Raw genomic sequence first — 24,550 nt, forward strand, 5'->3', positions numbered from 1 at the left:
CCCCACCGATTAGGTGAGGCTTAGCAGCGTGGTAATCCTGCTCCATTTAGTGGTGAATGTCAATGCTCACCCACTAAATCATGAAATTTCAGCTTCTTTAAGTCTTGTAACGAACATATTGAAGCTCACATCTCTGCTTGCTAATACATCAAGGCTTGCTGGTGTTTCGTAATAAATTTTTGATACTTTATCGTAAACTCCTGGGCGTTTCTTCAAGTGCGGATGCCCGCCAATGTCATTTAGCAATGCTTTTAAATCATCGAAACAGCTATTTGCATGCAAACAAACCTTAGCATCATCATCGATAAATGTATTAATTAGCCAACACTCTAAGGAGTTGATAGTGATAGCGAAAATAAGTTTATCTTCGTACTTCGCATACATGTTTGGATCGTTGGCATTAATCGCAGCAATTAATCGGCTAACCGCATTTTCGACAATCGTTGCATCTGGTAGTCGTACGCCAGCAGCATCTTTAATCACAATGTCAGCATGAACTTGTTCAGCTATGTCTGTATCAATTTGAATGATGAGATAGTCGTGTGCAGCAAGGTCTTCTTCAAAGCGTTTAGTTCCCAGATATGCTATCAGCCTTAGCCAGTTACCTTCTGCTTTTTTTGCATTTGCGTCAGACTTATCAAGGTGTGGTTGAACAAAAGCGATGTCACTATCATCAATTTCTTCAAAAACACCCATCAAGATGTTTTCTAAAGTGATTTGATCTGTGGGTCCTTCACACGCTAAACCAAATACAGCCATTGATTAGAAACCTTTTGGTAGAGCGTTAGGAATGTAACCACGAAGCATCGCTTCAGATAAACGAATGGGTTCACCGTTAGAATCTTTCGGTTTATCTTTCATCGTTAGTCTTTTTGCTTTGGTTGAACCGTCTCTCTTATTTCGAGATACAACAAAAATACGCTGCTCATCATCACCCAAATCTATACCGTCAAGGACTGCCGGGTTCTGAGTGGTCAAAAATACTTGCTTGTCATATTTCTTAGACAGCTTAACTAACTGTTCAATTAGTGCCTGACATAACTTGGGATTAAGTGCTGCATCAATATTATCAATAGCAAATATTTTAGGTGTATCTTTTGATACGAACAGAGCCATGTAGAACAACATATATAAGAAGCCTTCGTTGGCATTACGCAGTTCTAAGTTTATACTCTTTACATAAGTATCTTTGATTATTAGTGACTGACTAGGAAATTCCGATTCATAATTTATATGAAAATTTTCGTACCAACCGATAAGTTCCAAACCTTCTTCGATATCTTCAATTGCTTCAGGCTGTTTAATGAATATTTCATTGAGTAGGGTTAAAAGTCCTTCACCATAAATACCCAAAGGCTTCAACTTACTCTCTCGGTTTAACTCTTTGAGTTGTTCCACTTGCGGAGAAAATATTGCAAATTTCTTGATATCATCAAATACATCATTAAAAAACTTGGCAAATAAATGAATATCTTTATAAGACTCTAGATAATACGCCACTTGTTCTTCGTCTAAATAATTTCTTCCAATCTCATAGCTAATATTAGCTGACTTATATAATTTAGATAATGTGTCTTTATCTATACCATTTTTAGTGAGCGTGTACATCATTTCAAGGAAAGAAACAAATCCTTCAAAATCAGTTTTTTTCACTGGGTCACCGGCCATACCTTGCACATCAGTTTGTTTTTTAACTTTCCACTCAGAGAATGTCTTGTTATCGTTCGACATTCTATAATGCCGTTCAATCTCCGTACCATGAAGATGGGCCACTTCTGGATCATCAACCTTTGACATTACTGATATTTCAATAGACTCTTCGCAATTATCTGATTTAAAGGCAGAACGCATTAATTTAGGAGAAGCAACTCGAATACCTCTCAACTCCAGAAACTCTTCATCTAAACGGTTAGCTTCAGCAGCTCCAGCCATAGTTAAAGCTTCTAAAATAGTACTTTTACCAGAGCCATTTTCACCAATAAAAACATTCACTCTCCCCAAATCTAACGTTAGATTTGAAGTAGATTTAAAGTTCTTTATTTCAATGGTGTTGATCATATTGCAAATTGCCCTTAATCACTTGAAAACACAAATGAACATAACTGTATAAACTGACGACACCTTACCATACATAGTGGAGGCATGCGCCAACAAATTTAAGCACACTTAGTAAGGTGGTGAACTGAACAGGATTCGCATTACCGCTCATAAGGAGACGGCGCACCGGAGTGCTCCCATTCAGCTCACCAAATCTTCATTCCCTAAATCAACCCACTCTTCACACATAACTTCAACTGCTCATTGATAGCTTGGTTGATGGATAGCAACTCATCTACTTTAAAGTAGCCCGGTTCACTGATGAGTTTGGGGATATCCTCTGTACGGAAGACTACGCTATCTTCAGGGACTACTTGTGTTGATACCACACGACCGTTTTCCATATTCATCAACAAACGCATACGGCTCGGCGGCATGATTGGCATGATCTCGTTTTGCGGTTCGGTATGTTGAGCATCAAAAGCTCGAATCACTTGTAAGTGGAATTTTGCACTGATCCACATGGCATAGGCGTAAACCAATTCTTTGCATACCCAAGTTCCTTGAGTTCTGCCACCTTTAATGACCTTACTGCCGATCTCCAAATCTGGTGATCGCTCAATTTCTCTAATTAATTCATTTGTCTGTTCATTACGCATAAAACGAAATGGCGCATGTTTGGAGTCTCCTCCAGAAGCTTTATGCAGATCATTAAGTGAGTAAAGTCCGTTTAAGGTACGGATTTCTTTCGAAAGAATGGATAAATGTGTCATGTGAAACTCCTTTGGGTTAAAGAGTTCACCATCGAAAGGCTAAAATCGGGTGGTGAACTGAACAGGATTAGCCTTACCGCCCCAAAGGAATGCGGCGCACCGAAGTGCTCCTATCCAGCCCACCATAATTCTATAGGTGTGCGAAATCACGCATAAAAAAACCAGCAAGAAGCTGGCGACAATGCGCCTTTGGGTTATATCTGGAGAGGCTAATCTCACGGGCACTGGATTTTGCCAGTGCACCGAAAGGTTAGCCCCGAAGTTAGGCGCTTGTCAATAGGATTAAAATTGGGAAAGTATTGCGAACTGGTCGTCCATAGCTTCGTACAAATCATCGAATGTATAACAAACAATGTGCTTGCTATCGACTAACAGCCTCTCTACGCGCCCGTCGAATCTTTCCTGACAGTCGCCAAGTTTCAAGCCATCTTTGCGGCCTATGATAAGCGCCCCTGAATACTTGATTGTGTTATGCCCAAACTCTGCTTTCATGTTCTTAGAGTGATCATTAGCAGCTAAGTGCAGGTACCAGTCGATGACTTGGCTGTAACCATGTTCAAAGCGGCTCGCCCAAGGATAAGTAGACGTTTTCTTGTTGATTCTCTGATTAAAAATAGAGTCGAGTTTTGCATTTTCAAACTCAATAAACGAAAAGGTTTTTAGGTTTTTATCGGCTACAACAAAATCTGCACGATACTTCCCAAGAATAGGCAGTTCTTCATTAAAGTTTGCTGGGGCATCAACACCTACAACCCTTCCCATAAGCAATACAAGTTGATCCCTTCGCTTAAAAAACTGAAGTAGCTCTGTTTCACCCAATTCAAGTTTTGACTTTAACAACGCTTTAAACTCATCCAGCTCTTTACGACACTGTTTCGCTTCCAACTGCCCACTTTTCATTAGGATCATTTGCTGACCCTCATTACCTCAGACACTTTCTTTTCTTGGACAATATCGACAATTCTAGTTGTGCCATTCTGCTTGGCATAAACGATCCAGTAGCCTTTTCCTAATGCGCTACGGAATAGTCTTTGCCTCGGTGACAAGGATATTGGCTTGAGGGATCTTTCATTATCGGACTTCAACCAATCCACAGCACGACGAGCATTGACTTGCACATCACGAGGAATAGATTCCATCGCCGACATTGCTTTTGGAGTCACTTTTACGATTTGAGACACGATATTCCCCCTAATACTTTGAACTTTTCATTGTTAACTTAATTATACGGTTACTCAAGCCACTTCCCTCTCAATCCTTTCCATCAAGGCCAGCATGGCGGCGTTGCGTTTGTCTGAAAGCCAGCGGGTCACCTCTTCCAAAACTGGGTGGTAGCGTTTGAACATGGAATAGGTGCAGGCGAACTGGGTGGAACACATCATGGCGAAGCGGGTTTCTTGGTTCCACGGCACACGGCCATCTTCACAGTGAACACAGTTCCGGGTTTGGCGGCGCGGCGTTTTATATACTCCGGTACCGCCGCAACTGGTGCAAATGCGGCCCAATGGCTGAGTGGCTTCTTCAATGGCCGCGTTCACCAAAGCGTACAGCGCCGCTTCGCTTTTCTGGCCTCTCCAGTTACTGGTTTTGTCGATGCACTCCAGCATTACGGCTTTCTCCAGCGCCTTGCGCGAATACGTGCAGCCCTGTGTTTCCACAAACAACACGAGAAAGCCAACCGGTGATTGCTTCCAGGTGATGCCGACCATGGCCAGCTGTTCATCGAGAGAGAACAAGCCTTTGCCGCCACCGTTGTGCATTTGTTCGTAGTTAAGTCCTTTTAAACTGAATTTCGCCAACAACGTTTCTGGTCGCATCACGCGCTCTCCCTTAGTTCGATTGAATCACTGACTTCGTTACCAAACACATCCCAACCTTCCGTTGCTGTTCTGGCAAACATTTCTAAGCGAGGAACATCGCCCGCCAGCTTTACGATGTCCTGACGAAACTCATCCGGCTTTTCGCTGTGCCTGCCGACCGGAGCGCGGCGAACGGCACGCACGCTGCGGCATGCCGGTTTAAATTTGCCTTTGGTCGCGATGATCGCCGATTCGGAGCCTGCGCGGGTGTAATACCCCAAACCAAAGAACGGGTTGTGGTGTTTGGTGAGTTTTTCCCACACAAACCCGTTCATATTGCGAAGCGTGAAACCCCATGCGTGAACCAGATCGATGGCTTCCTGAGGCATGGCCCCAACCCACCACATCACCAACAAACAATCGTCCGCGGCGAGGTCGTTGACTGGCAGCGCCTTCAGATCTTCAATCGTCATGCAATCGTAGATTTGCGCGGCGCCGCTTTTCATATTTCCGCCTGTACGTTTGGAATTGAACGCCCATGGCGGGTCGGCATAAATCACTGAATATTTCTTTGGCGCTTGTGTCATGCGGCCCCCTTCACGCTGCGCAGCTGGCGGCGGTAACTTTCCCATGTGAAGCTCACCCACTCGCCATTCTCAAGCAATCGCTCAATCACCCGGGTGCCGAGAACTTGAGTGAGGTCGTTCGTATTCAGATTGGAAAGGACACCCGTTGGTTTCTCGTTCGTGTAGCGTGAATCGATAATGGTGTTGAGCATAATCGCCTCGTGATCGTTCATACGCTGCACGCCCACTTCATCCAGAACCAATAAATCCACCTCCGCAAGATACTTGAGAAACTGCAGCTCCGTGATGTTCGATTGCTTGTTGTACTTGTCGCGAATCTTCACCATCAGCTCAGCAACGGTGATCACCAAAACGTTTTGTTTGCGAGCCATCAACGCGTTCGCCATCGCACAGGCCAGATGATTTTTGCCCGTGCCGGTAGAGCCAGAGAACACAAAGTTCATTGGGTTACCATCGAAATATTCCGACACCATACGGCGCGCCACGTTGAATGCCTGACGCTGCCCCTGATGCGAGGTGATGTAGTTCTCAAACGTGCACTTGAGATGCTTTTTGCCGATGCCACTGCGGCCCAGCACTCCCTGAACCTTGCAGCTTTGGTGGTGTGCATAGATCTCCTGGCTCGTCTGCTGAATAGACTGATCATGGATCTGAGCCATTTGCTCACGAGTGTACGGAACCACGTGTGCAGGCATGGCCTGCTGTAAACGGTGCATAAAACTCATTGGTCACCTCCCCTTACCCAGCTCGGCGCATCAAACTGGCTGGTATCCATGTGTTCGGAAAATTCTTCAACGTGCGTTACTGGCGGTTTCGCGGTCGCTTGATTTGGCGACTTAAGCGCAAACAGCCCCTGCCACTCTTCGTCGATGGATTGATCAACGATTTTCTGCTGCGCCACCAAATCGCCACGCGAGATTTTGATCAGCTTGAAAATCGCGACCCGCTCTCCCCGTTCAGACTTGTACGGTTTCTTTAAAACTTTTCTGCGGTAATCCAGCCATGCGGCCCAAGCGGTAAGATTCAGCGATTGGGGGTAACTTCCATCCAGAATCAAGCTGCCCTCAAGCGCGTGAGAATCCCCATTGTTTTTAATGACTGGTTCTTTGATAGGTTCAGTGATTGGTTCGGGTGTCATACGATCACCAGGGGGGTGATCCTGTGTCACCACCTCCGTGCGTTGTTTGTCACTAGGTAGTGACAAATTGACACCACTCAAATGAAGCTGATAGACATTGCTGTCGTTCCCCTTTGCACCCTTGCGGGAGCGCACCGAAACCAACCCCATTTCTTCCAGATCTGCGATATGTCTGATAACCGTTCTGCGGCTCATTTCGCACATTTCCGCAATGTGTTCATACGACGGCCAGCAAATACCATCGTCGTTTGCGTTGTCTGCCAGCTTCACCAGAACAAACTTTTTGGCCGCGTTCCCCACTTTGATTTTCAGCGCCTGCGCGGTCAGCAACATACTCATACCGCGATTCTCCCAGCCTGAACCCGATGAAAAATGGATTCCGCTTCATCACGCGAAACCACCCGTTTGCCCTCTGGCCCAACGGCAATCCAAAAGCGAAGCCCGCCCGTAAACATGATGTAAAGGCTCATTGCACAAAGTTCTCCGTGTTCTGCGTTCTAACGTGGTGGTCAGCCACTACGCAGTTGTCTGCTACGCGGCCTTTTGGGCCATCAGTGATTCAAGGTATTTCATGATCGGTGTGTGCGAATCTTTCGCTTCCTGAACTTCCCGGTACGCGCTGCGCAGTTGATCAATCGTGGCGTTCTCACCCAGCGAAATCACCGCACGAAAGGCTTCAGATGTCTCTTTGTTGTGGTCATGCAGCAACTTATCGCGGTTGGCCGTTGTGTCACTGGCGCCAATGCGAGTAATGGAAAAGCCCAGCGGGTTAAATGCCTGGTTCAACATGTCGGTTGCACGATGTGCCGGCATCGCAAGAAGCACCGCAGGTAACAAATCAAGCATGGTAGCCTTAGCCTCGATGCTGCTGCGCTCCACATAGCGGAAGAAGTTTTGTGCGTTGTTTTTGTCGTCTTTGCCCGGCACCTTGAGCAGTTCCTTGCGCTGAGCATCCACCTCATGGCCTAGTCCGAGTTTGTGGTAATGGCCAGCCACTCGATGAGCAATGCACTCTTTGCTCAGTTCGACTCGCCAACTTTCTATCGCGTTACGCATAACGCTCTTAAAGCTGCTGTTCATAGTTTGGTTTCCTTACTGGTTATACATACAGAATGTTGTGAATCACCTATGTCAGGCTGAATCTTGGTATCTTCCTGTTCTGAAGGGTTGGGAAACACTTCCGTGAATTGGCACTTAATGCCTAATGCAGAAAAGGCGTTCACAATCTTCCATCCCATATTGATATTTACCGATCGAATCCCTGATTCGTAGTTTCCGATTGTTGATGGGATAACCCCAACCAACTCACCTAACTTCGATTGACTGATTCCAGCTTGACTGCGAAATAATGAAATATTGTTCATTGGTAGCCCTCCAACGACAGAATACACAAATTGTGTTTACCAGTAAACACAAAAAGTGTGCATACAGCACACACGGAGCGTGTTAATTTATGGATATGAACAAGAAACAAGAAGTGGGATTGCGTCTAAAGCAGTTCCGAGAAGCCCAAGGCATTAGCCAAAAGGCCCTAGCTGAGAAATGCGGCTGGGGAGCTTCGCGTATTGGTAATTACGAATCAGGCGCCAGAAGCATCAACTTAGATGATGCAGAGATAATCGCGTCTGTATTAAAGATTAAGCCATATCAAATTCTATTCGATGCTACAGAGATCGAATCGCTACCAAACCTAGCTCATATCGATATCCAACCAAAATTTCAAACATCATTCCCTCTTTTGAGCTCGGTTCAAGCGGGTCAATGGACTGAAGCATGCGAGGCATACGCGCTGGATGAGATCGATGAATGGTATGAAGCGACAGTTAAGACATCGAAACGCAGTTTCTGGCTGAGAGTTCAAGGTGACTCAATGACCAGCTTAAATGGCGTCAGCGTCCCTGAAGGTACGCTTGTATTAGTTGATACGGAGAAAGAGCATTGTAATGGCTCTCTTGTCGTCGCTAAGTTAACCGATGTAAACGAAGCAACGTTCAAGAAGTTTGTAACCGATGGTGGTCAAGACTACCTAAAACCGTTGAACGAAAACTACAAAATGATTCCAATTAACGGTAACTGCAAGATCATTGGCGTTGTTGTTGAAGCCAGGCTCAGGCTGATTTAAACCCTCCAAATTACTTTCTGCTAAACCGCCTCCATGGCGGTTTTTTTATACTCACCCCGAAAATAAACACATTTTGTGTTTGACACAACAAACACGATTTGTGTAACCTATATCTATCGAAGCAAGTGCGAAGCACGATTTGTGTGCAATGAGCCGCGGCCTGACCAGCCGCGCCCCTCCCCGACTTGACCAATCGGGTAACTGAAAACTTTATGCAATGAGACTTTGAAATGAAAACACTATCTCTGGAACAAGCAAACCAGCTGTTGAACACCATCAAGGTAGTCAACATTGGCTGCCATCAACTTCAGAAGTCGTTAACGAACCTGCCTAAAGACGATCCTGCTCGTATCAGTGCGGAAGCGATTATTGAAGGTGCAGAAGACTTCCGAGGCGTGGAAATGCAAATAAATGAAGCGTCTTACCAACAAGCCGTGAAGCTATTTGATGATCTTGAAAAGCTGCAAGGGCCGTTTAACCAACGTGTCCATGCTTTTCAAGCCTAGAAAGAGAAAACCCCTATCGGTGACCAAACCAACAGGGGCGTTCTTTGTGCAATGAGACTTTCGCCTCGCACGCAGTATAAACGCGGCTGACCACCAAAAACAAGCGTTTAGGCTGAGTGCGGGCATTCACCCACCCAACGTAGGATTCTGTGCAATGAGTACCGTTGTATTTCGTAACTCTCAGGAAGCATTTATTCACAAACACATTTCTAAAATACTGACCGACAAAGGCCATGACGTTTCGGATATCAGCCGGGCTGCTGACTTCGCGGTAGAAACCTACCGTAATACAGCTTCATTTGGCGGAGCTAAAGGCGGTAAGTGTTTCGAATTCTGCCTAGCAAAGGCAGAACAATTACTTGCCCCCGTTAAAAAGCAGGCAGCAAAAAACAAACGTAAGACCAAAGCAGCATGAGCGATGAACGCAAGCGCAAACTCGCTGCAGCACGCGCCCAACGCTTGAGAGATAAACGCAAGAACAGCGGCGAACAAGATATTCGCATATCGCTTTCAGAGTTGGAGCAGAAAAAGCTCACTGAAATTAGCCAGTTCTTCGGGTATCCCAATGGGCCAATTGCCGATGTGGAAACGCTGCAATCTCTTATCCATCGTGTTCATGCAGAGATTCCAACCATCGAAAAGTCACTAGGTAAATGCAGCAAGTGTGGCGAACAACTACCACAAGGCTGCGCCAAGTTACGCGAAGGCGGTTTGTTTAAAGGTGATGCCACTTGCTGGCACACCATCAACCGAAATCGTTTAATTCCACTGAGGGGTCCACAATGAGTGTCATCATCTACGCCCTGGGCTGTGCGGTGTTTTATGCGCTCTATTCATGGAGTGAACGCAATGCAAAGTAAGAAGCAAAGCCTGATTGAAAGTGTGCTGAATGTGATCATTGGCTACGTGGTAGCGCTACTAAGCCAACTGATCATCTTCCCATTCTTCGGGGTGAACCTGCCACTTTCAGACAATCTCTTAATCGGTGCGTTCTTTACCATCGTTTCAATTATCCGCAGCTACACGCTAAGAAGGTTCTTCAACCGCAAGCAGCTGCGTAACCCAATAGCAGGCATGCCGAACTGACCAGCGGCCAACATCAACCAATCAAGGAACTTTGTGCAATGAACTTCGTCGATACCAACTTCAGTTTTAGCTATACCCCACCAAGCTTTCTTGCGACAAAAAAGCAGGAGGCAGCAGCCGCCCCGGTCTATGACGTTCAGAAGTATCCTGAATCATCGGCCACGATCATGTGCCATAAAGAAGTGCTCGACTACTTCCAGAAGGGACGCACCACGATAATTCAGTGGCGCAAAGAACGCGGCTTCCCTGAGCCTATCAGCAAATCACCGCTGCGCTGGATTCGTTCAGCGGTGATGGAATGGGTTGAACATGAAGGTGGGTTTAAAGTGGGCTAATGCCCACACCTTATTGAACTTTAATCTGTTCTTCGATAGCCAAATCAGAAACTTCCCAGTTATACTGGTCCATCAGACGACTCATTTCATTATAAACTGGCTTTTCTTTGTCTATATCCCTGATTGTGAGCAGTATAGTGAATGGAACTTGAACGTCTTCCGCCTCATATCCATCTCTATCCAGAATTTTTACCCTTAATTTCCAGTCTTCAACATCTACCCCTTTGGTGAATCGCTTGTGGTAAACCTTAGTCGGAGACCACTTATCACCATTTTTTACAAGCTCACTCTCAAAATTGCTGCTGTCCTGCTGCCTAGGTATTTTAGAGTCAAATTTCCCTTCTTTTATTTCACCTAAGCCGAGGGTTACATCTACCTGACAATATTCAAACGCGCTCTTAGAGTCGAGCTCTGGTTGGTAAACGAGTGTAATAAAAAACTCCGCTCTTACCTTTCCTTCTTCAGTTCTTAAGCAATCAGGTATAGGGAATGGCAACTTTTGCACTTCAAAGCTCTTTTGTGCATGGCCTTCAAAAACTATTGTGGCTTCGTAACCATTAACTTCAAGAATGGAATCGGCATCTGTAGGAAGCCCCCACCCCATGTACGGTCGAGATTCCTTAGTGACTTTATGTCCAAAGTTTATATTTGCATCGTGAATCATTAATGCCTTTACAAGGTTGGGACTAGCCGAGTCTCCCAACTTATGAAACAAGTTCGCAGCGATGGTCGATACTAATGGCGTAGCAAAGCTAGTACCTATATCGTGGCGTTTAAAGCCATTTGGGCAAATTGAGTTAACGCCTAACGGTATGCTATTACCCGCGAACACCATTACATTTCCACCGAAGTGCATCAGTTCAGGCTTTTGAACAAAGTTAGATACAGGACCTTTCCGAGAGAATGGGGATGGATCCTCATTTTTAACGTGACCATCAACTTGTGCAAGAGAACCTACTGTAATTGCTCTAACTGAATCTCCAGGGCTAGAAACTCCATCGTTATGCTCTCTTTCTGGCGGCCAGTTCCTCAACGACTCGTTATAGTTCCCTGCGGCTATGACACACAAACAATCAAACTTGTCTTGAAACTCGTCTAACATAAGTGCCATCGCAGAAATTTCTTGCATCGAAGTTGGTTCAGATGCTCCTAGAGATAAGTTCCAAACCTTGATTTCTGGTCGTTGACTCGCGACTTCATACATAGCATGAACAATATCAAAAACGTCTCCAACGCCATTTCCTAATACTTCGACACTTACAACTTTAGATTGGCATGTGGGGAATCTGTCGTCTGGATTGAAGTAAGTAGGATTAGAAATAAGTCCACTAACAAACGTTCCATGAGAGCTATCTCGATATGGCTCTGGAACATAGTTATGTCTGTCGATAACCCAACTATTAAGAGGTGAACAGTTCTGGCTAACCCCACTATCCACTACTCCAACAACAGGATAAGAGGTATCTGGTAAAGGATCATTATTTAAAACGTGTTCACTTTCCACCGAGTCTTCTGACATTGGTTGGACAGTTATGCTTTGCGATTTTACCGCACTCTGCACTGTTGCAAAATCAGCCAACTCGTCTAAAAAACCCAAACCATAGTCTTGTACTTTGTAAAGGCAAACATTTTGAGATGGATGTTTTACCCAGACACCACCGTGCTTTTGCAGCAAAGCTTCAAATTTGGTATCTATTGCTTGGTTTAAAAGTTCATCCTGATACCTGAAGAGGCGTACTATCAAAGGCTCTCCAGCACCCACCACATTGCTTATTTCAGGATGATAAACCTCAATTTCTTTTATTGTAGAAAGAGCCTTTACACCAGACTTGGTTTTCGTTGTTTCTACTTTTTTCTTTAGTTCAGCTAAACCGCCTTTGGTAACTTGAATTAGGTATCGACCAAAACCCTCGTCACCAAAAAAAGGACAAGTTTGTTCGTTAAACAGTGAAGTTGGACGATGGGATTTAGCCGTTGCATTGCTTTCCAAAGCAACAACTGCAGTGCATACACCTATATTGTTACTTTTAATTGATTGAGTTAATGAATCTTCAACTACATCCAATGATTGCAACAGTTCAGTTCTAAAGTCATCAGTAACCTCTTTTAAAGGAGTTTGTTTCCCTCCACCGTTAACCGCAGGCTGATAATAATCAGACATTGAAAACTGAACATGTTTTATTGGATGCTTTTCGTTATTCATTATTTATGGTCCTTTATAAGCCGACTAACGTAACTTGGTGTCACGTTCCATAATAGACCTAATAGTTTTCCCGTATACAGTTCAGCATTCAATTGTTTGAGCTTGAACATATTTGCACTGCGATCTGTATCACATTCAAAATCAAGCCAATGATACTTCGAAGAAAGAATCGACTTCATTAAGTCATAGGAAGAATAATCTACTCCTTCGACAATCATCGACCTCAAGTACTCAAATGTAGCAATCTCTATTTCTGCCCCTGTCATTCCTTCCGAAATTGAAGCGAGGGTATCGAGATCTGCTTTAGAAGTCGTAAACCTAAGTAAGAGAGACTCAAAAATCTTGCTTCTTTCTTGCGCTAGTGGGGGTAAAAGCTCCATTTTGTAATGGAAACGACGTCCAATAGCAGGATCAAGCAAATGCGCATGGTTTGTAGCTGCGATAACGATAGTGTCTTTTAACGTATCAATGTTTTGCAGCAGACTGACTACAACGCGTTTTAACTCACCAATTTCATTTTTGTCATCACGAGCTTTCGCTATAGAGTCAAATTCATCTAAAAAGAGAACACAAGGTTCACTCTTTGCGTACTCCATTAACGATCGAATGTTTTTCGAAGTAGAACCAAGATATGAGGATATAAGGGCGTCAGCTCTCGCAGTGACTAACGGCAAACCAACCCTTGCAGCTATATTTGCTGCAAGCTTGCTTTTACCTGTTCCCGGAGGCCCAAATAGAAGCAATGTGGGATTAATCGGAATGTTTAACGCGTTGAGTTCATCTTTTTTTCCCAGATACGAAACGAACGCATTTACCTTTTTGTCTAAATTGTCAGGCAAAAAAACAATCGATTCTTCAAGTTGAGGATGAGTTCTATCAGCCAATTCAAATCTATTATCTTTTTCAACAGGAACTGGACGAGCAAAACTAACCGACTTCTGCCCGACAATGGCGGAATTTGCTCTTCGTTGAGAAAGCTGTTCAGTTAGCCCTTTTGCAGCTAAAACTTCCCCATCACTAGTTAACTTCTCTATTAGCTGCTGTGTATACGCTGATACAACTTGTTCGTCTTTAACAAGGGCTCCTCGAACCAAGTTTGATATCTCTGTAAAATACTTCATCACGTCGCTCATTTATGCATTAATGTACCAATTCTCGCACACAATGAACTAAAACAGCCACAATATTTACAATTCAAATCGACAAAAACACACAAAAGCTCACTTTGTGAACTAACAACACATTGATGGATGTAACGTATAGGGGATACTTACAATTTCTAGAGGTTATCTATATTCAGGCATGGTGCCTATCATCCCTTACGACTTTACATGAAGAACAGTGAGCCTGTTTGAAGTGAGATCGCCGCGTATTAGAAGTCTTTTTTTAGTGCTTAGTGAAGCATTCCTAACACAAAAAATCTGAAATTAATTCCCACCGATCTTCATAACTTTGGTATTCAGGAATATCTCGTAGGTTTACTTTACCCCATTTATCGCTGCGCGGAGCAGCCTCAATTAGAGCTACTGGAAATACATAATATCTAGGCGGAAAAGTTTCTTTTTTACCATCCTTGGAGCCACGGTTGAGTAAAACGACTACGACAAAATCACAGTTGAAATTTTTTATAGGAAAGCCAGCAGCCCCTGTTCGCCAGCGACTTTTAATTTGTACCATCGCTGCCTTATTGGACTCAGGGTTAGTAGCAACTAAGTCGTAACCTGGCATGTTCGTATACGTTTTATATGAAGCAATTCTATGTAACAAAAGTTGGCCAAGTACAAGAAACTCTGCACCTTCAGCTTCTAATCTAGTATCTAATCTCGGCATATAGCTTCCTTGAGGCCTAACGCTGCGTTTGTAGTGAGCAACGCTACTAACACATAGCATCGTGAACACGAAACCCAACATTGGAGTATGATTGCCAAGCGTCGGAAATCACGCTCAAGTTGGTTGATATATGAATCACCTACTACTGTGCCATACACTTTTTGTATATTAGCTCTCTTTCTCTCTTTAGTTGAATTTTTAAATCTTCTGTCAATTCTAGCTTTCCTAAAGGTACAAAAAAACTACGCGGTAAAGTTGAATTACTAGGAAATTCTTTACGCTCAGCTAAAGCTTCACAATAAGTGTGATTTTTGTATTCAACATAAGCGAAATACGCTACACATAAAACCACGACTAATACTGCTAATTTAACCAACTGATCCACTGTTTTATCCCAGTTAAGTGACTATTAGAGACTTTATGCGCATATAGTGCGTATGAAGCACTTAGAGCTGCCTTTTCTTCCATTATCATGCCGCCTTTCATTCGTAGCTTCAAAGCATAATCAGTGAGTTAGTGATCTATAAGACTAATCTCTATGCAAAAGGCTGATTAGATTTCTGCTCCTTTTCATGTTCCAACTCTTTTTGCACTTGTGCAAACAACGCATCTGCAAACTTCTCGTATGCTTCTTTTTGGTCTGATAGCCAATCGTGTTTGTTGTAGATTGCCATTACGCCGACCAGCTCATGCCCGAGCATTTTTTCGGTTACGTGTGGCATGGTGCCTAGTTCTGAACAAGTGGTAGAAATACTGCGTCTAAAATCGTGGGTTCGCCAGTGAGGTAGGTTTAGGTTATCGCGTAACCTTCTTATGTAGCGGTTTGCGGCTGATATAGTGATGGGTTTATGAAGGGATGCGCCAGGGAAAAGGTATTCATCATAGATGTTCATCAACCTTTCCAGCATCGGCTTGATGTGTTTAGGGATGGGTCTGCGAATGGTGTTACCCATTTTGCTGAGTTCTGGAGGGACGGTCCAAATGTCGTTGACCATATCGAAGTGTTCACGCTTGGCCAGACGAAGCTCTGATAATCGGTTACCCCATAACATTGTTATAAGGTGCAGGTTCTTGGTCGTTGTTCCTGCTTTGCTGCGTTCTATGGCTATCCAAACTTTGGCAAGTTCAGGGAGTGATAATACTCGGTCACCAGCTTTGGCCGATTGACCAACATCTTGCTGTCGGATTTTTTCAAAGTGAGTGCCATCAATAAGGAACTTGGATTTACAGAAGTTAAGACAAGCGCGCATTTTGGAAAATGCTGAGTTGGCCGTCTTTGGGTTCTTCTTAGCGATTTCATCGAACCAACACATCCATTCTCGTGCAGAGATCTTCTCTATATCGACATCAGGAAAGGCATTGTAAAAGTAGTTGTTCGCCACTGAACGGTAGAGTGTCTGCGTCCCCTCTTTTTGAGTCGAGACTTTGTGCTCAAACCAATAATCCAAACAATCCTTTAGCGTGAGAAAGTCAGTATCACCAGTAAGGGCAATCTCTGGGTTTCTCCCCTCTTCCTTTAGCTCCAACATGCGTTTGTGAATCTGTCGTGCTTGCTTTAAACTCACACGAGGATACTTGCCGATACGTATACGTTTGTTTTTTCCATTAAATCGGCAGCGATATTGAAACGTGATATTAGCTTTGGGCGACACTTTCGCAACGAGTCCTTCGCCATCATTGATCTCAGATGGCCCGTCGTAGCTGCTTAGTTTCTCAATAGATTTAAGTTGCTTGTCTGTAATGCTCATTCTTCACCCTTGAAAATTTGGACGCAGCACCGACGAAAAATGGACACAGATTTAGACGCAAGTGCAAATGTAAAAAGCAGAAAAACTAAAAATTTCGAAGAAAAACATATCACATAAAACAACTCTAATCGATTGGTAGCAAAGGCTTATTTTGACAGATACCAAACAAGTTAAACAATCAATGAATAACTCAGAACAACCGACATTCTTCTTCTTTGACTACGAGACGTGGGGCACCAGCCCGGCCAAAGATCGTCCGAGTCAGTTTGCTGGTGTACGCACAGACATGGATTTCAACATCATTGGCGAGCCTTTGGTGATCTATTGCCAACTGCCAGCGGATTATCTGCCAGCGCCAGAAGCCGCGCTGATTACCGGCATCATTCCACAAAAAGCGATGGCACAAGGGCTTTCAGAGCCGGAGTTTATTGCCAAAATTCACGCAGAACTGTCGACACCCAACACCACCAGCCTGGGTTACAACAACATTCGTTTCGACGATGAAGTGACACGTTATACCTGCTACCGCAACTTTCTCGACCCATATGCCTGGAGCTGGCAAAACGGCAACTCACGTTGGGATCTGCTCGATGTGATGCGTGCGTGTCATGCGCTGCGCCCGGAAGGTATTGTGTGGCCGGAAAACGATGAAGGTTTTACCAGCTTCAAACTGGAGCATTTGTCGAAAGCCAACGGCATTGAACACGAAAATGCGCACGATGCGATGGCCGACGTGATTGCGACCATTGAACTGGCGAAGAAAGTCAAAGCGGCACAGCCCAAACTGTTCGATTATTTCTTCTCTATGCGCCATAAGCGCAAACTGAATGAACTGATTGATATCGTCAACATGACGCCGCTGATGCACGTGTCCGGCATGCTGGGTCGCGAGTGTCAATACACCAGTTGGATTGTGCCGATAGCCTGGCACCCTACCAATCAGAACGCCGTGATTGTGGCTGATTTGGCCAAAGATCCACAGCCGCTGATCGACTTAGATGTGGACGCTCTGCATGCACGTCTATATACCCGTCACGATGATTTAGCACCGGATGAACTGCCTGTGCCCGTCAAACTGGTTCATCTCAATAAATGCCCGATTCTGGCACCGGCGAAAACGCTGACCGCAGAAAATGCCGCTACCATCGGTATTGATCGCGAATTGTGTCTAGCGAATCTGGCTCGCATTCGTCAGCATCCGGAAATTCGAGAGAAGCTGGCCGCCCTCTTTGGCATTGAACGAGAATTTGAAGCATCGAACGATGTTGATACACAGCTCTATGATGGATTCTTCTCACCTGCGGATAAAGCGGCGATGGAGATCATCCGTTCAACCAAACCTGAGCTGCTTGGCGAGCTGGATATTACCTTCAGCGATAAACGCATCGAACCGCTGCTGTTTCGCTATCGCGCACGTAACTTCCCTTGGACGCTGGATGAAAATGACCAGCGCCGCTGGGCGAACCATTGCCGCGACTACTACGAAACACACCTGCCAGATTACATGCTGAATCTGGAAAACTTAGTTCATGAACATGAAAGTGACGAAAAGAAAATCGCCATTTTAAAATCCGTTTACCAATACGTAGAGAAGCTAGCCTCTTAGTTTCTGAGTTTATTTGATTGCAATTACGGCTGACATTCTCATGGTAAAAACCATCGCACAATATGTGGTCTCAATGGGGTTGATTTTTCTGTGCCTGCTGGCAGGGATCAATCTACAAAGCTGGCTGGAAGTTTCCATTCCTGGCAGTATCATCGGCATGCTTATTCTGTTCTCCCTGATGGCAGGAGGACTGATTCCTGTCGAGTGGGTAAAACCCGGCGCCAACCTGTTCATTCGTTATATGGTGTTGCTTTTTGTTCCGGTCAGCGTTGGACTGATGGCGCATTTTGATATGCTGGTTGCCAATGCCTGGACCATTATTGCCAGCGCGATTGGTGGCACCACACTGGTGATCGTGACACTCGGCGTGAGTCTGGATCGCTTTCTGAAGCGAGGTAAAAAATCATGTGGTTGATTGTCACCATTGTGGTGTTTTTCTTTGCGCGCTGGGTAGCGAAGAAAGGTAATTCCCCCTTCCTGAACCCACTGTTGATTTGTATTGGCATCATTATTCCGCTGCTAATGTATCTGAAAGTACCGTTTGAAACTTACTATGCCGATAACAAGTGGCTGAGCGATTTACTGCAACCCGCAGTCGTTGCTCTGGCTTACCCGCTCTATGAACAGTTACCGCAAATCCGCGCCAACTGGCGCATCATCATGCTCGCTTGCGGCGTAGGCAGTGTGATGTCGATGCTTACAGCCAGCCTGATTGCGGTGGGAATGAAAGCGGATATAACCTTGATTGCGGCCCTGATGGGTAAATCGGTCACCACACCGATTGCAATGGAAGTCGCCAGCAACCTCGGTGGAGAACCGGCTGTCGCTGCCATTCTGGTGTTAATGGTCGGGCTGTTTGGCGCGATTCTCGCTTATCCAATCTACAAGCTGCTGAACGTGACCCACCCTATCGCCCGAGGGCTGACTATGGGGACGGTATCGCACGCACTTGGCACCGCTACCTGTGCGGAGAAAGACCCACGCGACGCGGCATTCAGTTCTCTGGCCTTAGTGGTTTGTGGTGTGATCACCTCCATCCTTGCTCCTAGCTTATTCGCTTTCGCGGTTTGGCTCTCTGCCCTCTAGACTAACAACGTCTTGCTGTCGATGGTCGTACCGCGATCGTCGACAGAGTTCACTCTTTGTCTTTGTGCAATCGATGACATGTGTGACATCACTCTAATTATGAAAACTGAAATGCCGTTACATTTATTTATGTGACAAAAATCTCAGTAAAGATGTGATAGTGACCTAAAATGGAGTTCGATACATTAATAAGGATTCTTTATGAAAAGCCGTATTGAACAGGCGCTAGCGGGCATGCCGAAGCCAATCGCAGAGTTTCTGACTCCGATTACCCTGGCTGATGACTTTGACGCTACCCTTTCTCCCGACCAGTTCAACCAACTGCTTTCCATTTCGGAAATGAGTGATGCTGACCTGCGTGTTGCTTTGCTTCCCTTGGCAGCGGCCTACGCCTATGTGCCAATCTCTAAATTTTACGTCGGTGCCATCGTACGCGGCCTGTCTGGTCGTTTGTACTTTGGCGGCAATATGGAATTTGCTGGTGTGCAGTTGGGTCAAACCATTCATGCCGAGCAAGCGGCTATCAGCCATGCCTGGATGAAAGGTGAAGAAGGTCTGGCAGATATCACCGTCAACTACAGTCCTTGCGGTCACTGCCGTCAGTTCATGAATGAGCTGAACACATCACAGACGCTGTCCATTCAGTTGCCGCAACGTGAAGAAAAATCACTGCAATACTATCTGCCAGAGTCATTTGGCCCATCGGATCTGGGTATTGAATCTGCGCTGATGGCAAAAGTCGATCACGGCAAAACCAGCGATGATGATGAAGCGCTAGTGCAGCAAGCTCTGCAAGCATTGAACCGCAGCTACGCACCTTATACGGCTAATCTGAGCGGTGTGGCACTGCAAACCAGCGGCGGCAATCAGTATCTCGGGGCTTACGCTGAAAACGCGGCGTTCAACCCGAGCCTGCCGCCACTGCAAGTGGCTTTGATTCAGGTACGCATGGCGGGTGAGGAGTTCGAGACCATTGAAAGCGCTGCGCTGGCAGAAATGGCCGAAGGCAGCATCAGTCATCTGGCGGATACGCAAGCGACGTTAGAAGCCATCAATCCGGATATTCCGCTCTCATATCTCTCGCTATAACCAGCAAAAAAGCCAGACAACGTCTGGCTTTTTTATTGCTGAAACCTTATCCGCGCTGGAACGTTTCCAGCGCCAGAGCGGCATCCATCGGTTTATAGAAGTAATAACCCTGGATTTCGTCCACATTCCACACATTGAGTTTTCTGAGTTGCGAGGCGTTCTCAACCCCTTCTGCTACCGTCGTCAGGCCGAGTTCCTGTGACATACTGATAATATTTCGAATCAGCGATTTCGCCTTTTCGTTGGTATCCAGGCCATCAATGTACGATTTATCCAGTTTCACAATATCCAGTGGGAAGTTGCACAGCGAGCTGAACGAAGAGTAACCAGTACCGAAGTCATCCAGTGCCAGTTGCACTCCTAGTGCTTTAATGGCATCCATGCGTTGCAGCGTCTCCTCTTCAACCCCCATCAGAATACTCTCCGTCAGTTCCAGCACCAGTTGGCCGGCTGCCAGTTGATACTGCTCGATCACTTTACGCAGCGTGTCGACCAGACTGCTGTGGTAGAAATGAGGGCTGGAAATATTAACGTGAATACTCACCATCTGTTTGTTGTGAGCCTGCGCCTGCTGAAAGGTTTGCAGAAATTCACACGCCTGATCGAGAATCTGCTCGCCCAGCTCCACAATCAATTTTCGTTGCTCTGCCAGTGGCACAAACACGGCAGGCGACACCATACCAAATTGAGGATGTTTCCAGCGCGCTAACGCTTCAAAGCCCACCAACTGACCGGATGCCGCTTTCACAATCGGCTGATAATGCGCGATGATTTCTCGATTTTTCAAGGCCGCGACGATATCCCGGTTGAGGATTTGCGCCTCCTGCGTTCGTTCAAACTGCTCAGGTGTAACGACCGTTAACTGGTTCGCTACCGATGGGTTGCGGTTCATGACCGTGTAGTATCCACAGTGAGCGATGTTTTCGAAGTTCTCGAAGTCAATGGATGATGGCAGTAAGGCGCCTTTCAAGCCGAGATCGAGTTCCATATCAGCCAAGCTGATTTTCGCTCGATAGGCGGCAAGAATGTGGTTACCCATTCGCTCAACCCGGCCAATTGAACCAGTACAACAAACGACAAATTCACTCTCACTGATTCGCCCGACTTCTTCACGACTGAAATAACGTTTAAGACTGTCGGCAATATGGCGCACACAAGCGTCATAGAGTTCATGGCCATAAACTTCATCAATTTCTTTCAGGCGAGTCGCATTAAAGTACATGATTGAAAACTCGTGATCATCCGACTGATTGCGGAACAAGCTTCGAACCGATTCAATTAAAGTTGGACGGTTCAGCAAACCAGAGATCGGATCGTATTGAGTTAACGTTTGAATCAGTTCCGCCTGTTGTTTCTGTTCGCTGATGTCCTGCACTGCCAACATCACTGAGGACGTGTCGCTGTCCTGGAGCAGCGTCGCTTCCACTGAACACGCGATCTCAGACAAATCAGAGCGCTGCATAAAGGTATCAAACTTATTCTGGCCATTTGCCAACATGACGAAGAACTGCTCGACCGCACACTCCGCATTACTGGTGCCACAAATCGCATCCAGTGTTTTACCGATCAGTTCTTCACGTTGATATCCGAGCAGTTCCAACGTTGCCGGGTTTACATCGGCAATGACTCTATCGCTGAGAAGAATCATGCCCACCGACTGGCCGTGATACAGCGCCTCAAATTTCTGTAGGGTCGCTTTCAGTTGGTCCTGCGCTTGGTTAGAAGACAGCGCTAATGACTCAACCAGTTGAGTAATACGTTCAAATTCATCTTGTTTATTGTCCGAATGTTGCGGCATGCCGCCCAACAAATCCTGAATATTCTGTTCGAAACTGATAAAACGTTTGCCGACCTTGTCCCGGAACAACCAGAACACCACCATCGAGATCAAGGACGTGACCACCAGCATACTGATGATCAGGTAATAAAAGACGTGCTCGCCTTTTTGATAATACAAACGAGGTTCCCAGGTTTTGAGAATCGCGACTTCACTGCCAGTCATATCCCGAATCGAGGCGTAATGAACCAACTCTTGATTGCTTCTGAAAATCGAATGCGGGTTGTCGTCAACACCAAAGGCTTCATGGACACCGGATATCGCATTGGGATCAGTCAGCAATTGGCTTTGCGCCATCAGCAAATCCTGATAAAGCGATGGGAAAGTTCGAGTCAGTTGTTGCCCCCACAGCATCCAACCGACGGTTTCCGACTCACCACTGCTGTCACGGACCGGCGTCATACTGATGATCCACACTTGGTCTCCTATCTTGACCAGACCAGCGTCACTGCTTTTTTGGCTGTCCAAACGTTTCGACATCGTGTGCAAAAATGCGCTTAAGCTTGGTGTCGCGAGTATGCTCTGCACGTCAATATGTGCATCTTCGCTTCGGCCCAGACTGGCGACAAGGTTATAATTGGGGCGCAAAAACGCCATCAAATCGATCGTTAAGGCGTCAAGCGACTCCTCCGTTAAATTTCGTTCGATGTAGTCTGGGTTTTCATCATTAAGCAAGCTATAGGTTTCATCCCAGTAAGCCCAGTCAAAAGAGTTCTTTTCCTGACGATTCACCAGAGATTTAATCACCGCCTGAGCCTGATTGCTGGACCGGTGGATCTCCATGTCTTCGAGTTCATTGATACTGAAGAGAAAAAAGTAGCGAGTGACAAACAGGCAACTAAAAATCACTGCCATGAGTCCCAGTGAGAACAACAAGGCCGTTTTAGTGTGCAGTTTGACGGAGCGAAAGCGAGACATCTCAGCCCTCAGAACGTTAGTAATGGCTAAAATTTTAAACGCTAATGTATCGAATTAAAATAATACACTGCGCTTTTCTATTCGTTGATCATAAAAAAGCCCTGAGATCGTTCCCATCCTAGAATGGGCGAGACTATTCACTGAAAATATGGAATTGGACGAACTAGCCCGCCGTAAATGACGGGCTACACAGATTAAAATCCGTACAAAAAGTTAAGGTTGATGGAGCGGAGTTCCATGTCGATGCCGTCAAAAGAATCGTCATACAACATACGATATTCAACATCCAATATGAAGGGGGTACGGTTTTTGACTCGCATACCGATGCCGTAAGTGAAATCTGTGCCATGCTCATCAAAGCCATCTTTGGCGATCAGACTTAGCCCCGCAACAGCGTAAAAATTAAAATATTCATGAATGGGTAAGATGCCTCGCGCGAGCAACGACGCTTGAGTGTCGTAGACCTCGTCATGTCTGGAGACCCGGAACAGCTCTCGCCCTTCTACCGCAAAATACTTAATCGGTTGATAACCAAACACGATGCCCATCGCTGTCACGTCCGATTTGTTGTCAGAAACAATCGCGTAACTATCACTTTCTAGCTCGGTAAAACTCGTGCCAACGCCTATATAAAAACGGTCAAAATTATCGGTGCTGGCCACACTCACACTGCTTACTACTAAAAGCCCTAATCCTAATCCCAGCAAGGACGATTTCATAAGATGACTCCTTATTGTTGTAGTAATCAAAAGCTTAGTTGAGCGACACCGTTAATCGAATTTTTATCCCTGTCTTTGATTGCACTTTTTGGCGATATCCCGTACTTCAAGGCAGCATCTGTGCACAACACTTGCCGCACGAAACACAACTTGAAGCCGTGACGCTGACTAAAAACCCTGCTAATTTGAACATCTTATGTTCCGTCAACTCAGGTAAGGACACCGATGTTTGAACAGGTTGTCAGTATACTCTTTCCGGTCATGGCACTGGTGTGCGTAGGTTATGCTATCGGCCGCTGGCTTAAACCCGATTTCCGCCCAATCAATCGCATCAACATGGATACGTTTTTGCCTGCGCTGGTATTCTCATCTTTGGCAACCATGCCACTGGACACCGCGCAATTACCGCTGATCTATGCCTCTTTGATCGCAGTGTTGATTCCCGGAATACTGATGATCCCGATTTGTAAACTGGGCGGCTGGAACTTTAAAGCCTGGGCACCGCTGCATATGTTTCGCAATAGCGGTAACCTGGCGATTCCGCTGTTTACCTACACATTTGGTGAGACCGCGCTCTCTTCGGCGGTATTGCTGTTTGTGGTCTCCGCTTGTCTGCATATCAGCCTGGGATTGGCACTGCTGAGCAAAGGTGGTTCGTTTCGTCAGATCTTTACCGCGCCGGTCTTCATCGCCACTGTTGTTGCCATGCTGTTTAACTTATCCGGAACCCCTGTCTGGAAACCGCTCTATGAAGCGACCGCATTACTCGGTCAGGCCGCAGTGCCTGTCATGCTGCTGTCGTTAGGTTCACAAATGACCAATATGCGTCTTGCGGGCTTGCGGGTTGGGTTAATCTCCACCGCCCAATCACTCACTACTGGCGCCGTGGCCTTTGCTCTCATCTACTTCTTCATTCCACTGCCCACCATGCAGCTGCAAATGATGGTGCTGTTTACTATGCTTCCTCCGGCAGTGATGAACTATCTGTTTGCAGAGCGTTTTCACATTGAGCCCACCAATGTGGCTTCGATGGTTCTGTTCGGCAATTTTCTCTGCCTGTTTACCCTGCCGCTATTGCTGATTTTTGCCCTGTCGCTGAAAGGGGGCGGAATGTAAAGATAGGTCAACCCA

The 24,550-nt window shown here is 45.7% G+C and carries 29 protein-coding genes; 11 read left to right on the forward strand and 18 right to left on the reverse strand.

Annotation, left to right across the window (positions count from 1 at the left end; all coding sequences use genetic code 11):
- Positions 1-78: 78 nt before the first annotated feature.
- The 11 genes from JIG40_RS13735 to JIG40_RS13785 all read right to left on the reverse strand — a co-directional run bounded on the left by JIG40_RS13735 (position 79) and on the right by JIG40_RS13785 (position 7,698).
- Positions 79-759 (reverse strand): hypothetical protein, encoded by a 681-nt coding sequence (locus JIG40_RS13735; RefSeq protein ID WP_199465509.1) that lies wholly within the window; start codon positions 757-759, stop codon positions 79-81.
- Between the two features lie 3 nt (positions 760-762).
- On the reverse strand, positions 763-2,058 hold the full coding sequence (locus tag JIG40_RS13740) for an ATP-binding protein (RefSeq protein WP_199465510.1): 1,296 nt from the start codon (positions 2,056-2,058) through the stop codon (positions 763-765).
- A gap of 203 nt (positions 2,059-2,261) precedes the next feature.
- Positions 2,262-2,810 carry a KilA-N domain-containing protein gene (locus tag JIG40_RS13745; RefSeq protein WP_199465511.1) on the reverse strand — a complete coding sequence of 183 codons (549 nt, stop codon included), beginning with the start codon at positions 2,808-2,810 and terminating at the stop codon, positions 2,262-2,264.
- A gap of 282 nt (positions 2,811-3,092) precedes the next feature.
- The gene (locus JIG40_RS13750) at positions 3,093-3,710 is read right to left on the reverse strand and encodes a Shedu anti-phage system protein SduA domain-containing protein (protein ID WP_199465512.1); all 618 of its coding nucleotides are present in this window, start codon (positions 3,708-3,710) and stop codon (positions 3,093-3,095) included.
- A 5-nt stretch (positions 3,711-3,715) separates the two neighbouring features.
- Positions 3,716-3,991 (reverse strand): hypothetical protein, encoded by a 276-nt coding sequence (locus tag JIG40_RS13755; protein ID WP_199465513.1) that lies wholly within the window; start codon positions 3,989-3,991, stop codon positions 3,716-3,718.
- 54 nt (positions 3,992-4,045) lie between these two features.
- Positions 4,046-4,627: a hypothetical protein gene (locus JIG40_RS13760; RefSeq protein ID WP_199465514.1), complete on the reverse strand. Its 582-nt coding sequence runs from the start codon at positions 4,625-4,627 to the stop codon at positions 4,046-4,048.
- On the reverse strand, positions 4,627-5,241 hold the full coding sequence (locus tag JIG40_RS13765) for an MT-A70 family methyltransferase (RefSeq protein WP_199465515.1): 615 nt from the start codon (positions 5,239-5,241) through the stop codon (positions 4,627-4,629). Before JIG40_RS13765 ends, JIG40_RS13760 begins: the two co-directional genes overlap by 1 nt.
- Positions 5,193-5,921: an ATP-binding protein gene (locus JIG40_RS13770; RefSeq protein WP_244662678.1), complete on the reverse strand. Its 729-nt coding sequence runs from the start codon at positions 5,919-5,921 to the stop codon at positions 5,193-5,195. Before JIG40_RS13770 ends, JIG40_RS13765 begins: the two co-directional genes overlap by 49 nt.
- Entirely contained in the window at positions 5,918-6,673 is a 756-nt protein-coding gene (locus JIG40_RS22880) for a helix-turn-helix domain-containing protein (protein ID WP_238851785.1), read from the reverse strand. The genes JIG40_RS13770 and JIG40_RS22880 overlap by 4 nt, the downstream gene beginning before the upstream one ends.
- A gap of 192 nt (positions 6,674-6,865) precedes the next feature.
- Positions 6,866-7,414, reverse strand: a complete 549-nt coding sequence (locus JIG40_RS13780) for a hypothetical protein (RefSeq protein ID WP_161417841.1) — start codon at positions 7,412-7,414, stop codon at positions 6,866-6,868.
- Positions 7,411-7,698: a helix-turn-helix transcriptional regulator gene (locus tag JIG40_RS13785; RefSeq protein WP_161417839.1), complete on the reverse strand. Its 288-nt coding sequence runs from the start codon at positions 7,696-7,698 to the stop codon at positions 7,411-7,413. The genes JIG40_RS13780 and JIG40_RS13785 overlap by 4 nt, the downstream gene beginning before the upstream one ends.
- Positions 7,699-7,787: 89 nt before the next feature.
- On the opposite strand from JIG40_RS13785, the gene JIG40_RS13790 reads away from it, so the two are divergent.
- From JIG40_RS13790 to JIG40_RS13815, 6 genes are all read left to right on the forward strand, one after another.
- On the forward strand, positions 7,788-8,456 hold the full coding sequence (locus JIG40_RS13790) for a LexA family transcriptional regulator (RefSeq protein ID WP_199465516.1): 669 nt from the start codon (positions 7,788-7,790) through the stop codon (positions 8,454-8,456).
- A gap of 230 nt (positions 8,457-8,686) precedes the next feature.
- Complete coding sequence (locus JIG40_RS13795) at positions 8,687-8,962, forward strand: hypothetical protein (protein WP_140229901.1); 276 nt, start codon at positions 8,687-8,689, stop codon at positions 8,960-8,962.
- Positions 8,963-9,116: 154 nt separating this feature from the next.
- A complete protein-coding gene (locus JIG40_RS13800) occupies positions 9,117-9,377 on the forward strand; it encodes a hypothetical protein (protein WP_199465517.1) in 261 nt (86 codons plus the stop codon).
- On the forward strand, positions 9,374-9,748 hold the full coding sequence (locus JIG40_RS13805; protein WP_199465518.1) for a hypothetical protein: 375 nt from the start codon (positions 9,374-9,376) through the stop codon (positions 9,746-9,748). Before JIG40_RS13800 ends, JIG40_RS13805 begins: the two co-directional genes overlap by 4 nt.
- 63 nt (positions 9,749-9,811) lie before the next feature.
- Positions 9,812-10,048, forward strand: coding sequence for a hypothetical protein (locus tag JIG40_RS13810; protein ID WP_199465519.1), 237 nt, complete (start codon positions 9,812-9,814; stop codon positions 10,046-10,048).
- 38 nt (positions 10,049-10,086) lie between these two features.
- The gene (locus JIG40_RS13815; protein ID WP_199465520.1) at positions 10,087-10,383 is read left to right on the forward strand and encodes a hypothetical protein; all 297 of its coding nucleotides are present in this window, start codon (positions 10,087-10,089) and stop codon (positions 10,381-10,383) included.
- Positions 10,384-10,393: 10 nt separating this feature from the next.
- Here the strand turns inward: JIG40_RS13815 and JIG40_RS13820 are convergent, their stop codons facing one another.
- The 5 genes from JIG40_RS13820 to JIG40_RS13840 all read right to left on the reverse strand — a co-directional run bounded on the left by JIG40_RS13820 (position 10,394) and on the right by JIG40_RS13840 (position 16,164).
- Entirely contained in the window at positions 10,394-12,586 is a 2,193-nt protein-coding gene (locus JIG40_RS13820; RefSeq protein ID WP_199465521.1) for a S8 family peptidase, read from the reverse strand.
- The gene (locus tag JIG40_RS13825; RefSeq protein ID WP_199465522.1) at positions 12,586-13,707 is read right to left on the reverse strand and encodes an ATP-binding protein; all 1,122 of its coding nucleotides are present in this window, start codon (positions 13,705-13,707) and stop codon (positions 12,586-12,588) included. Before JIG40_RS13825 ends, JIG40_RS13820 begins: the two co-directional genes overlap by 1 nt.
- A gap of 286 nt (positions 13,708-13,993) precedes the next feature.
- Positions 13,994-14,416, reverse strand: a complete 423-nt coding sequence (locus JIG40_RS13830) for a hypothetical protein (protein ID WP_199465523.1) — start codon at positions 14,414-14,416, stop codon at positions 13,994-13,996.
- A 142-nt stretch (positions 14,417-14,558) separates the two neighbouring features.
- Entirely contained in the window at positions 14,559-14,801 is a 243-nt protein-coding gene (locus JIG40_RS13835) for a hypothetical protein (RefSeq protein WP_199465524.1), read from the reverse strand.
- A 151-nt stretch (positions 14,802-14,952) separates the two neighbouring features.
- A complete protein-coding gene (locus JIG40_RS13840) occupies positions 14,953-16,164 on the reverse strand; it encodes a site-specific integrase (protein WP_199465525.1) in 1,212 nt (403 codons plus the stop codon).
- A 181-nt stretch (positions 16,165-16,345) separates the two neighbouring features.
- Here JIG40_RS13840 and sbcB point away from each other — a divergent pair, with 181 nt between their 5' ends.
- From sbcB to cdd, 4 genes are all read left to right on the forward strand, one after another.
- On the forward strand, positions 16,346-17,770 hold the full coding sequence (gene sbcB / locus JIG40_RS13845; RefSeq protein WP_199465526.1) for an exodeoxyribonuclease I: 1,425 nt from the start codon (positions 16,346-16,348) through the stop codon (positions 17,768-17,770).
- A gap of 40 nt (positions 17,771-17,810) precedes the next feature.
- The gene (locus JIG40_RS13850) at positions 17,811-18,185 is read left to right on the forward strand and encodes a CidA/LrgA family protein (RefSeq protein WP_020327588.1); all 375 of its coding nucleotides are present in this window, start codon (positions 17,811-17,813) and stop codon (positions 18,183-18,185) included.
- Positions 18,176-18,856, forward strand: coding sequence for an LrgB family protein (locus tag JIG40_RS13855; protein ID WP_020327589.1), 681 nt, complete (start codon positions 18,176-18,178; stop codon positions 18,854-18,856). Before JIG40_RS13850 ends, JIG40_RS13855 begins: the two co-directional genes overlap by 10 nt.
- 201 nt (positions 18,857-19,057) lie before the next feature.
- Entirely contained in the window at positions 19,058-19,945 is an 888-nt protein-coding gene (gene cdd / locus JIG40_RS13860; protein WP_020432570.1) for a cytidine deaminase, read from the forward strand.
- Positions 19,946-19,991: 46 nt separating this feature from the next.
- Here the strand turns inward: cdd and JIG40_RS13865 are convergent, their stop codons facing one another.
- Both JIG40_RS13865 and JIG40_RS13870 read right to left on the reverse strand, forming a co-directional pair.
- On the reverse strand, positions 19,992-22,700 hold the full coding sequence (locus JIG40_RS13865; protein WP_199465527.1) for an EAL domain-containing protein: 2,709 nt from the start codon (positions 22,698-22,700) through the stop codon (positions 19,992-19,994).
- 194 nt (positions 22,701-22,894) lie between these two features.
- Entirely contained in the window at positions 22,895-23,419 is a 525-nt protein-coding gene (locus JIG40_RS13870; protein WP_158151206.1) for an outer membrane beta-barrel protein, read from the reverse strand.
- A gap of 225 nt (positions 23,420-23,644) precedes the next feature.
- Between JIG40_RS13870 and JIG40_RS13875 the strand changes: the two genes are divergently transcribed.
- Positions 23,645-24,535: an AEC family transporter gene (locus tag JIG40_RS13875; RefSeq protein ID WP_055451976.1), complete on the forward strand. Its 891-nt coding sequence runs from the start codon at positions 23,645-23,647 to the stop codon at positions 24,533-24,535.
- Positions 24,536-24,550: the final 15 nt, after the last annotated feature.

Origin of the sequence: Vibrio sp. bablab_jr001, assembly GCF_016464285.1 — a bacterium.
In the GTDB taxonomy this organism is placed as follows: Bacteria; Pseudomonadota; Gammaproteobacteria; order Enterobacterales; family Vibrionaceae; genus Vibrio; species Vibrio fluvialis.

Bases quoted from the DNA above. Each gene is read 5' to 3' on its own strand.
- JIG40_RS13735 (WP_199465509.1), bottom strand. From the start codon at position 759: ATGGCTGTATTTGGTTTAGCGTGTGAAGGACCCACAGATCAAATCACT.
- JIG40_RS13740 (WP_199465510.1), bottom strand. From the start codon at position 2,058: ATGATCAACACCATTGAAATAAAGAACTTTAAATCTACTTCAAATCTA.
- JIG40_RS13745 (WP_199465511.1), bottom strand. From the start codon at position 2,810: ATGACACATTTATCCATTCTTTCGAAAGAAATCCGTACCTTAAACGGA.
- JIG40_RS13750 (WP_199465512.1), bottom strand. From the start codon at position 3,710: ATGAAAAGTGGGCAGTTGGAAGCGAAACAGTGTCGTAAAGAGCTGGAT.
- JIG40_RS13760 (WP_199465514.1), bottom strand. From the start codon at position 4,627: ATGCGACCAGAAACGTTGTTGGCGAAATTCAGTTTAAAAGGACTTAAC.
- JIG40_RS13765 (WP_199465515.1), bottom strand. From the start codon at position 5,241: ATGGGAAAGTTACCGCCGCCAGCTGCGCAGCGTGAAGGGGGCCGCATG.
- JIG40_RS13770 (WP_244662678.1), bottom strand. From the start codon at position 5,921: ATGAGTTTTATGCACCGTTTACAGCAGGCCATGCCTGCACACGTGGTT.
- JIG40_RS22880 (WP_238851785.1), bottom strand. From the start codon at position 6,673: ATGAGTATGTTGCTGACCGCGCAGGCGCTGAAAATCAAAGTGGGGAAC.
- JIG40_RS13780 (WP_161417841.1), bottom strand. From the start codon at position 7,414: ATGAACAGCAGCTTTAAGAGCGTTATGCGTAACGCGATAGAAAGTTGG.
- JIG40_RS13785 (WP_161417839.1), bottom strand. From the start codon at position 7,698: ATGAACAATATTTCATTATTTCGCAGTCAAGCTGGAATCAGTCAATCG.
- JIG40_RS13790 (WP_199465516.1), top strand. From the start codon at position 7,788: ATGGATATGAACAAGAAACAAGAAGTGGGATTGCGTCTAAAGCAGTTC.
- JIG40_RS13795 (WP_140229901.1), top strand. From the start codon at position 8,687: ATGAAAACACTATCTCTGGAACAAGCAAACCAGCTGTTGAACACCATC.
- JIG40_RS13800 (WP_199465517.1), top strand. From the start codon at position 9,117: ATGAGTACCGTTGTATTTCGTAACTCTCAGGAAGCATTTATTCACAAA.
- JIG40_RS13805 (WP_199465518.1), top strand. From the start codon at position 9,374: ATGAGCGATGAACGCAAGCGCAAACTCGCTGCAGCACGCGCCCAACGC.
- JIG40_RS13810 (WP_199465519.1), top strand. From the start codon at position 9,812: ATGCAAAGTAAGAAGCAAAGCCTGATTGAAAGTGTGCTGAATGTGATC.
- JIG40_RS13815 (WP_199465520.1), top strand. From the start codon at position 10,087: ATGAACTTCGTCGATACCAACTTCAGTTTTAGCTATACCCCACCAAGC.
- JIG40_RS13820 (WP_199465521.1), bottom strand. From the start codon at position 12,586: ATGAATAACGAAAAGCATCCAATAAAACATGTTCAGTTTTCAATGTCT.
- JIG40_RS13825 (WP_199465522.1), bottom strand. From the start codon at position 13,707: ATGAAGTATTTTACAGAGATATCAAACTTGGTTCGAGGAGCCCTTGTT.
- JIG40_RS13830 (WP_199465523.1), bottom strand. From the start codon at position 14,416: ATGCCGAGATTAGATACTAGATTAGAAGCTGAAGGTGCAGAGTTTCTT.
- JIG40_RS13840 (WP_199465525.1), bottom strand. From the start codon at position 16,164: ATGAGCATTACAGACAAGCAACTTAAATCTATTGAGAAACTAAGCAGC.
- sbcB (WP_199465526.1), top strand. From the start codon at position 16,346: ATGAATAACTCAGAACAACCGACATTCTTCTTCTTTGACTACGAGACG.
- JIG40_RS13850 (WP_020327588.1), top strand. From the start codon at position 17,811: ATGGTAAAAACCATCGCACAATATGTGGTCTCAATGGGGTTGATTTTT.
- JIG40_RS13855 (WP_020327589.1), top strand. From the start codon at position 18,176: ATGTGGTTGATTGTCACCATTGTGGTGTTTTTCTTTGCGCGCTGGGTA.
- cdd (WP_020432570.1), top strand. From the start codon at position 19,058: ATGAAAAGCCGTATTGAACAGGCGCTAGCGGGCATGCCGAAGCCAATC.
- JIG40_RS13865 (WP_199465527.1), bottom strand. From the start codon at position 22,700: ATGTCTCGCTTTCGCTCCGTCAAACTGCACACTAAAACGGCCTTGTTG.
- JIG40_RS13870 (WP_158151206.1), bottom strand. From the start codon at position 23,419: ATGAAATCGTCCTTGCTGGGATTAGGATTAGGGCTTTTAGTAGTAAGC.
- JIG40_RS13875 (WP_055451976.1), top strand. From the start codon at position 23,645: ATGTTTGAACAGGTTGTCAGTATACTCTTTCCGGTCATGGCACTGGTG.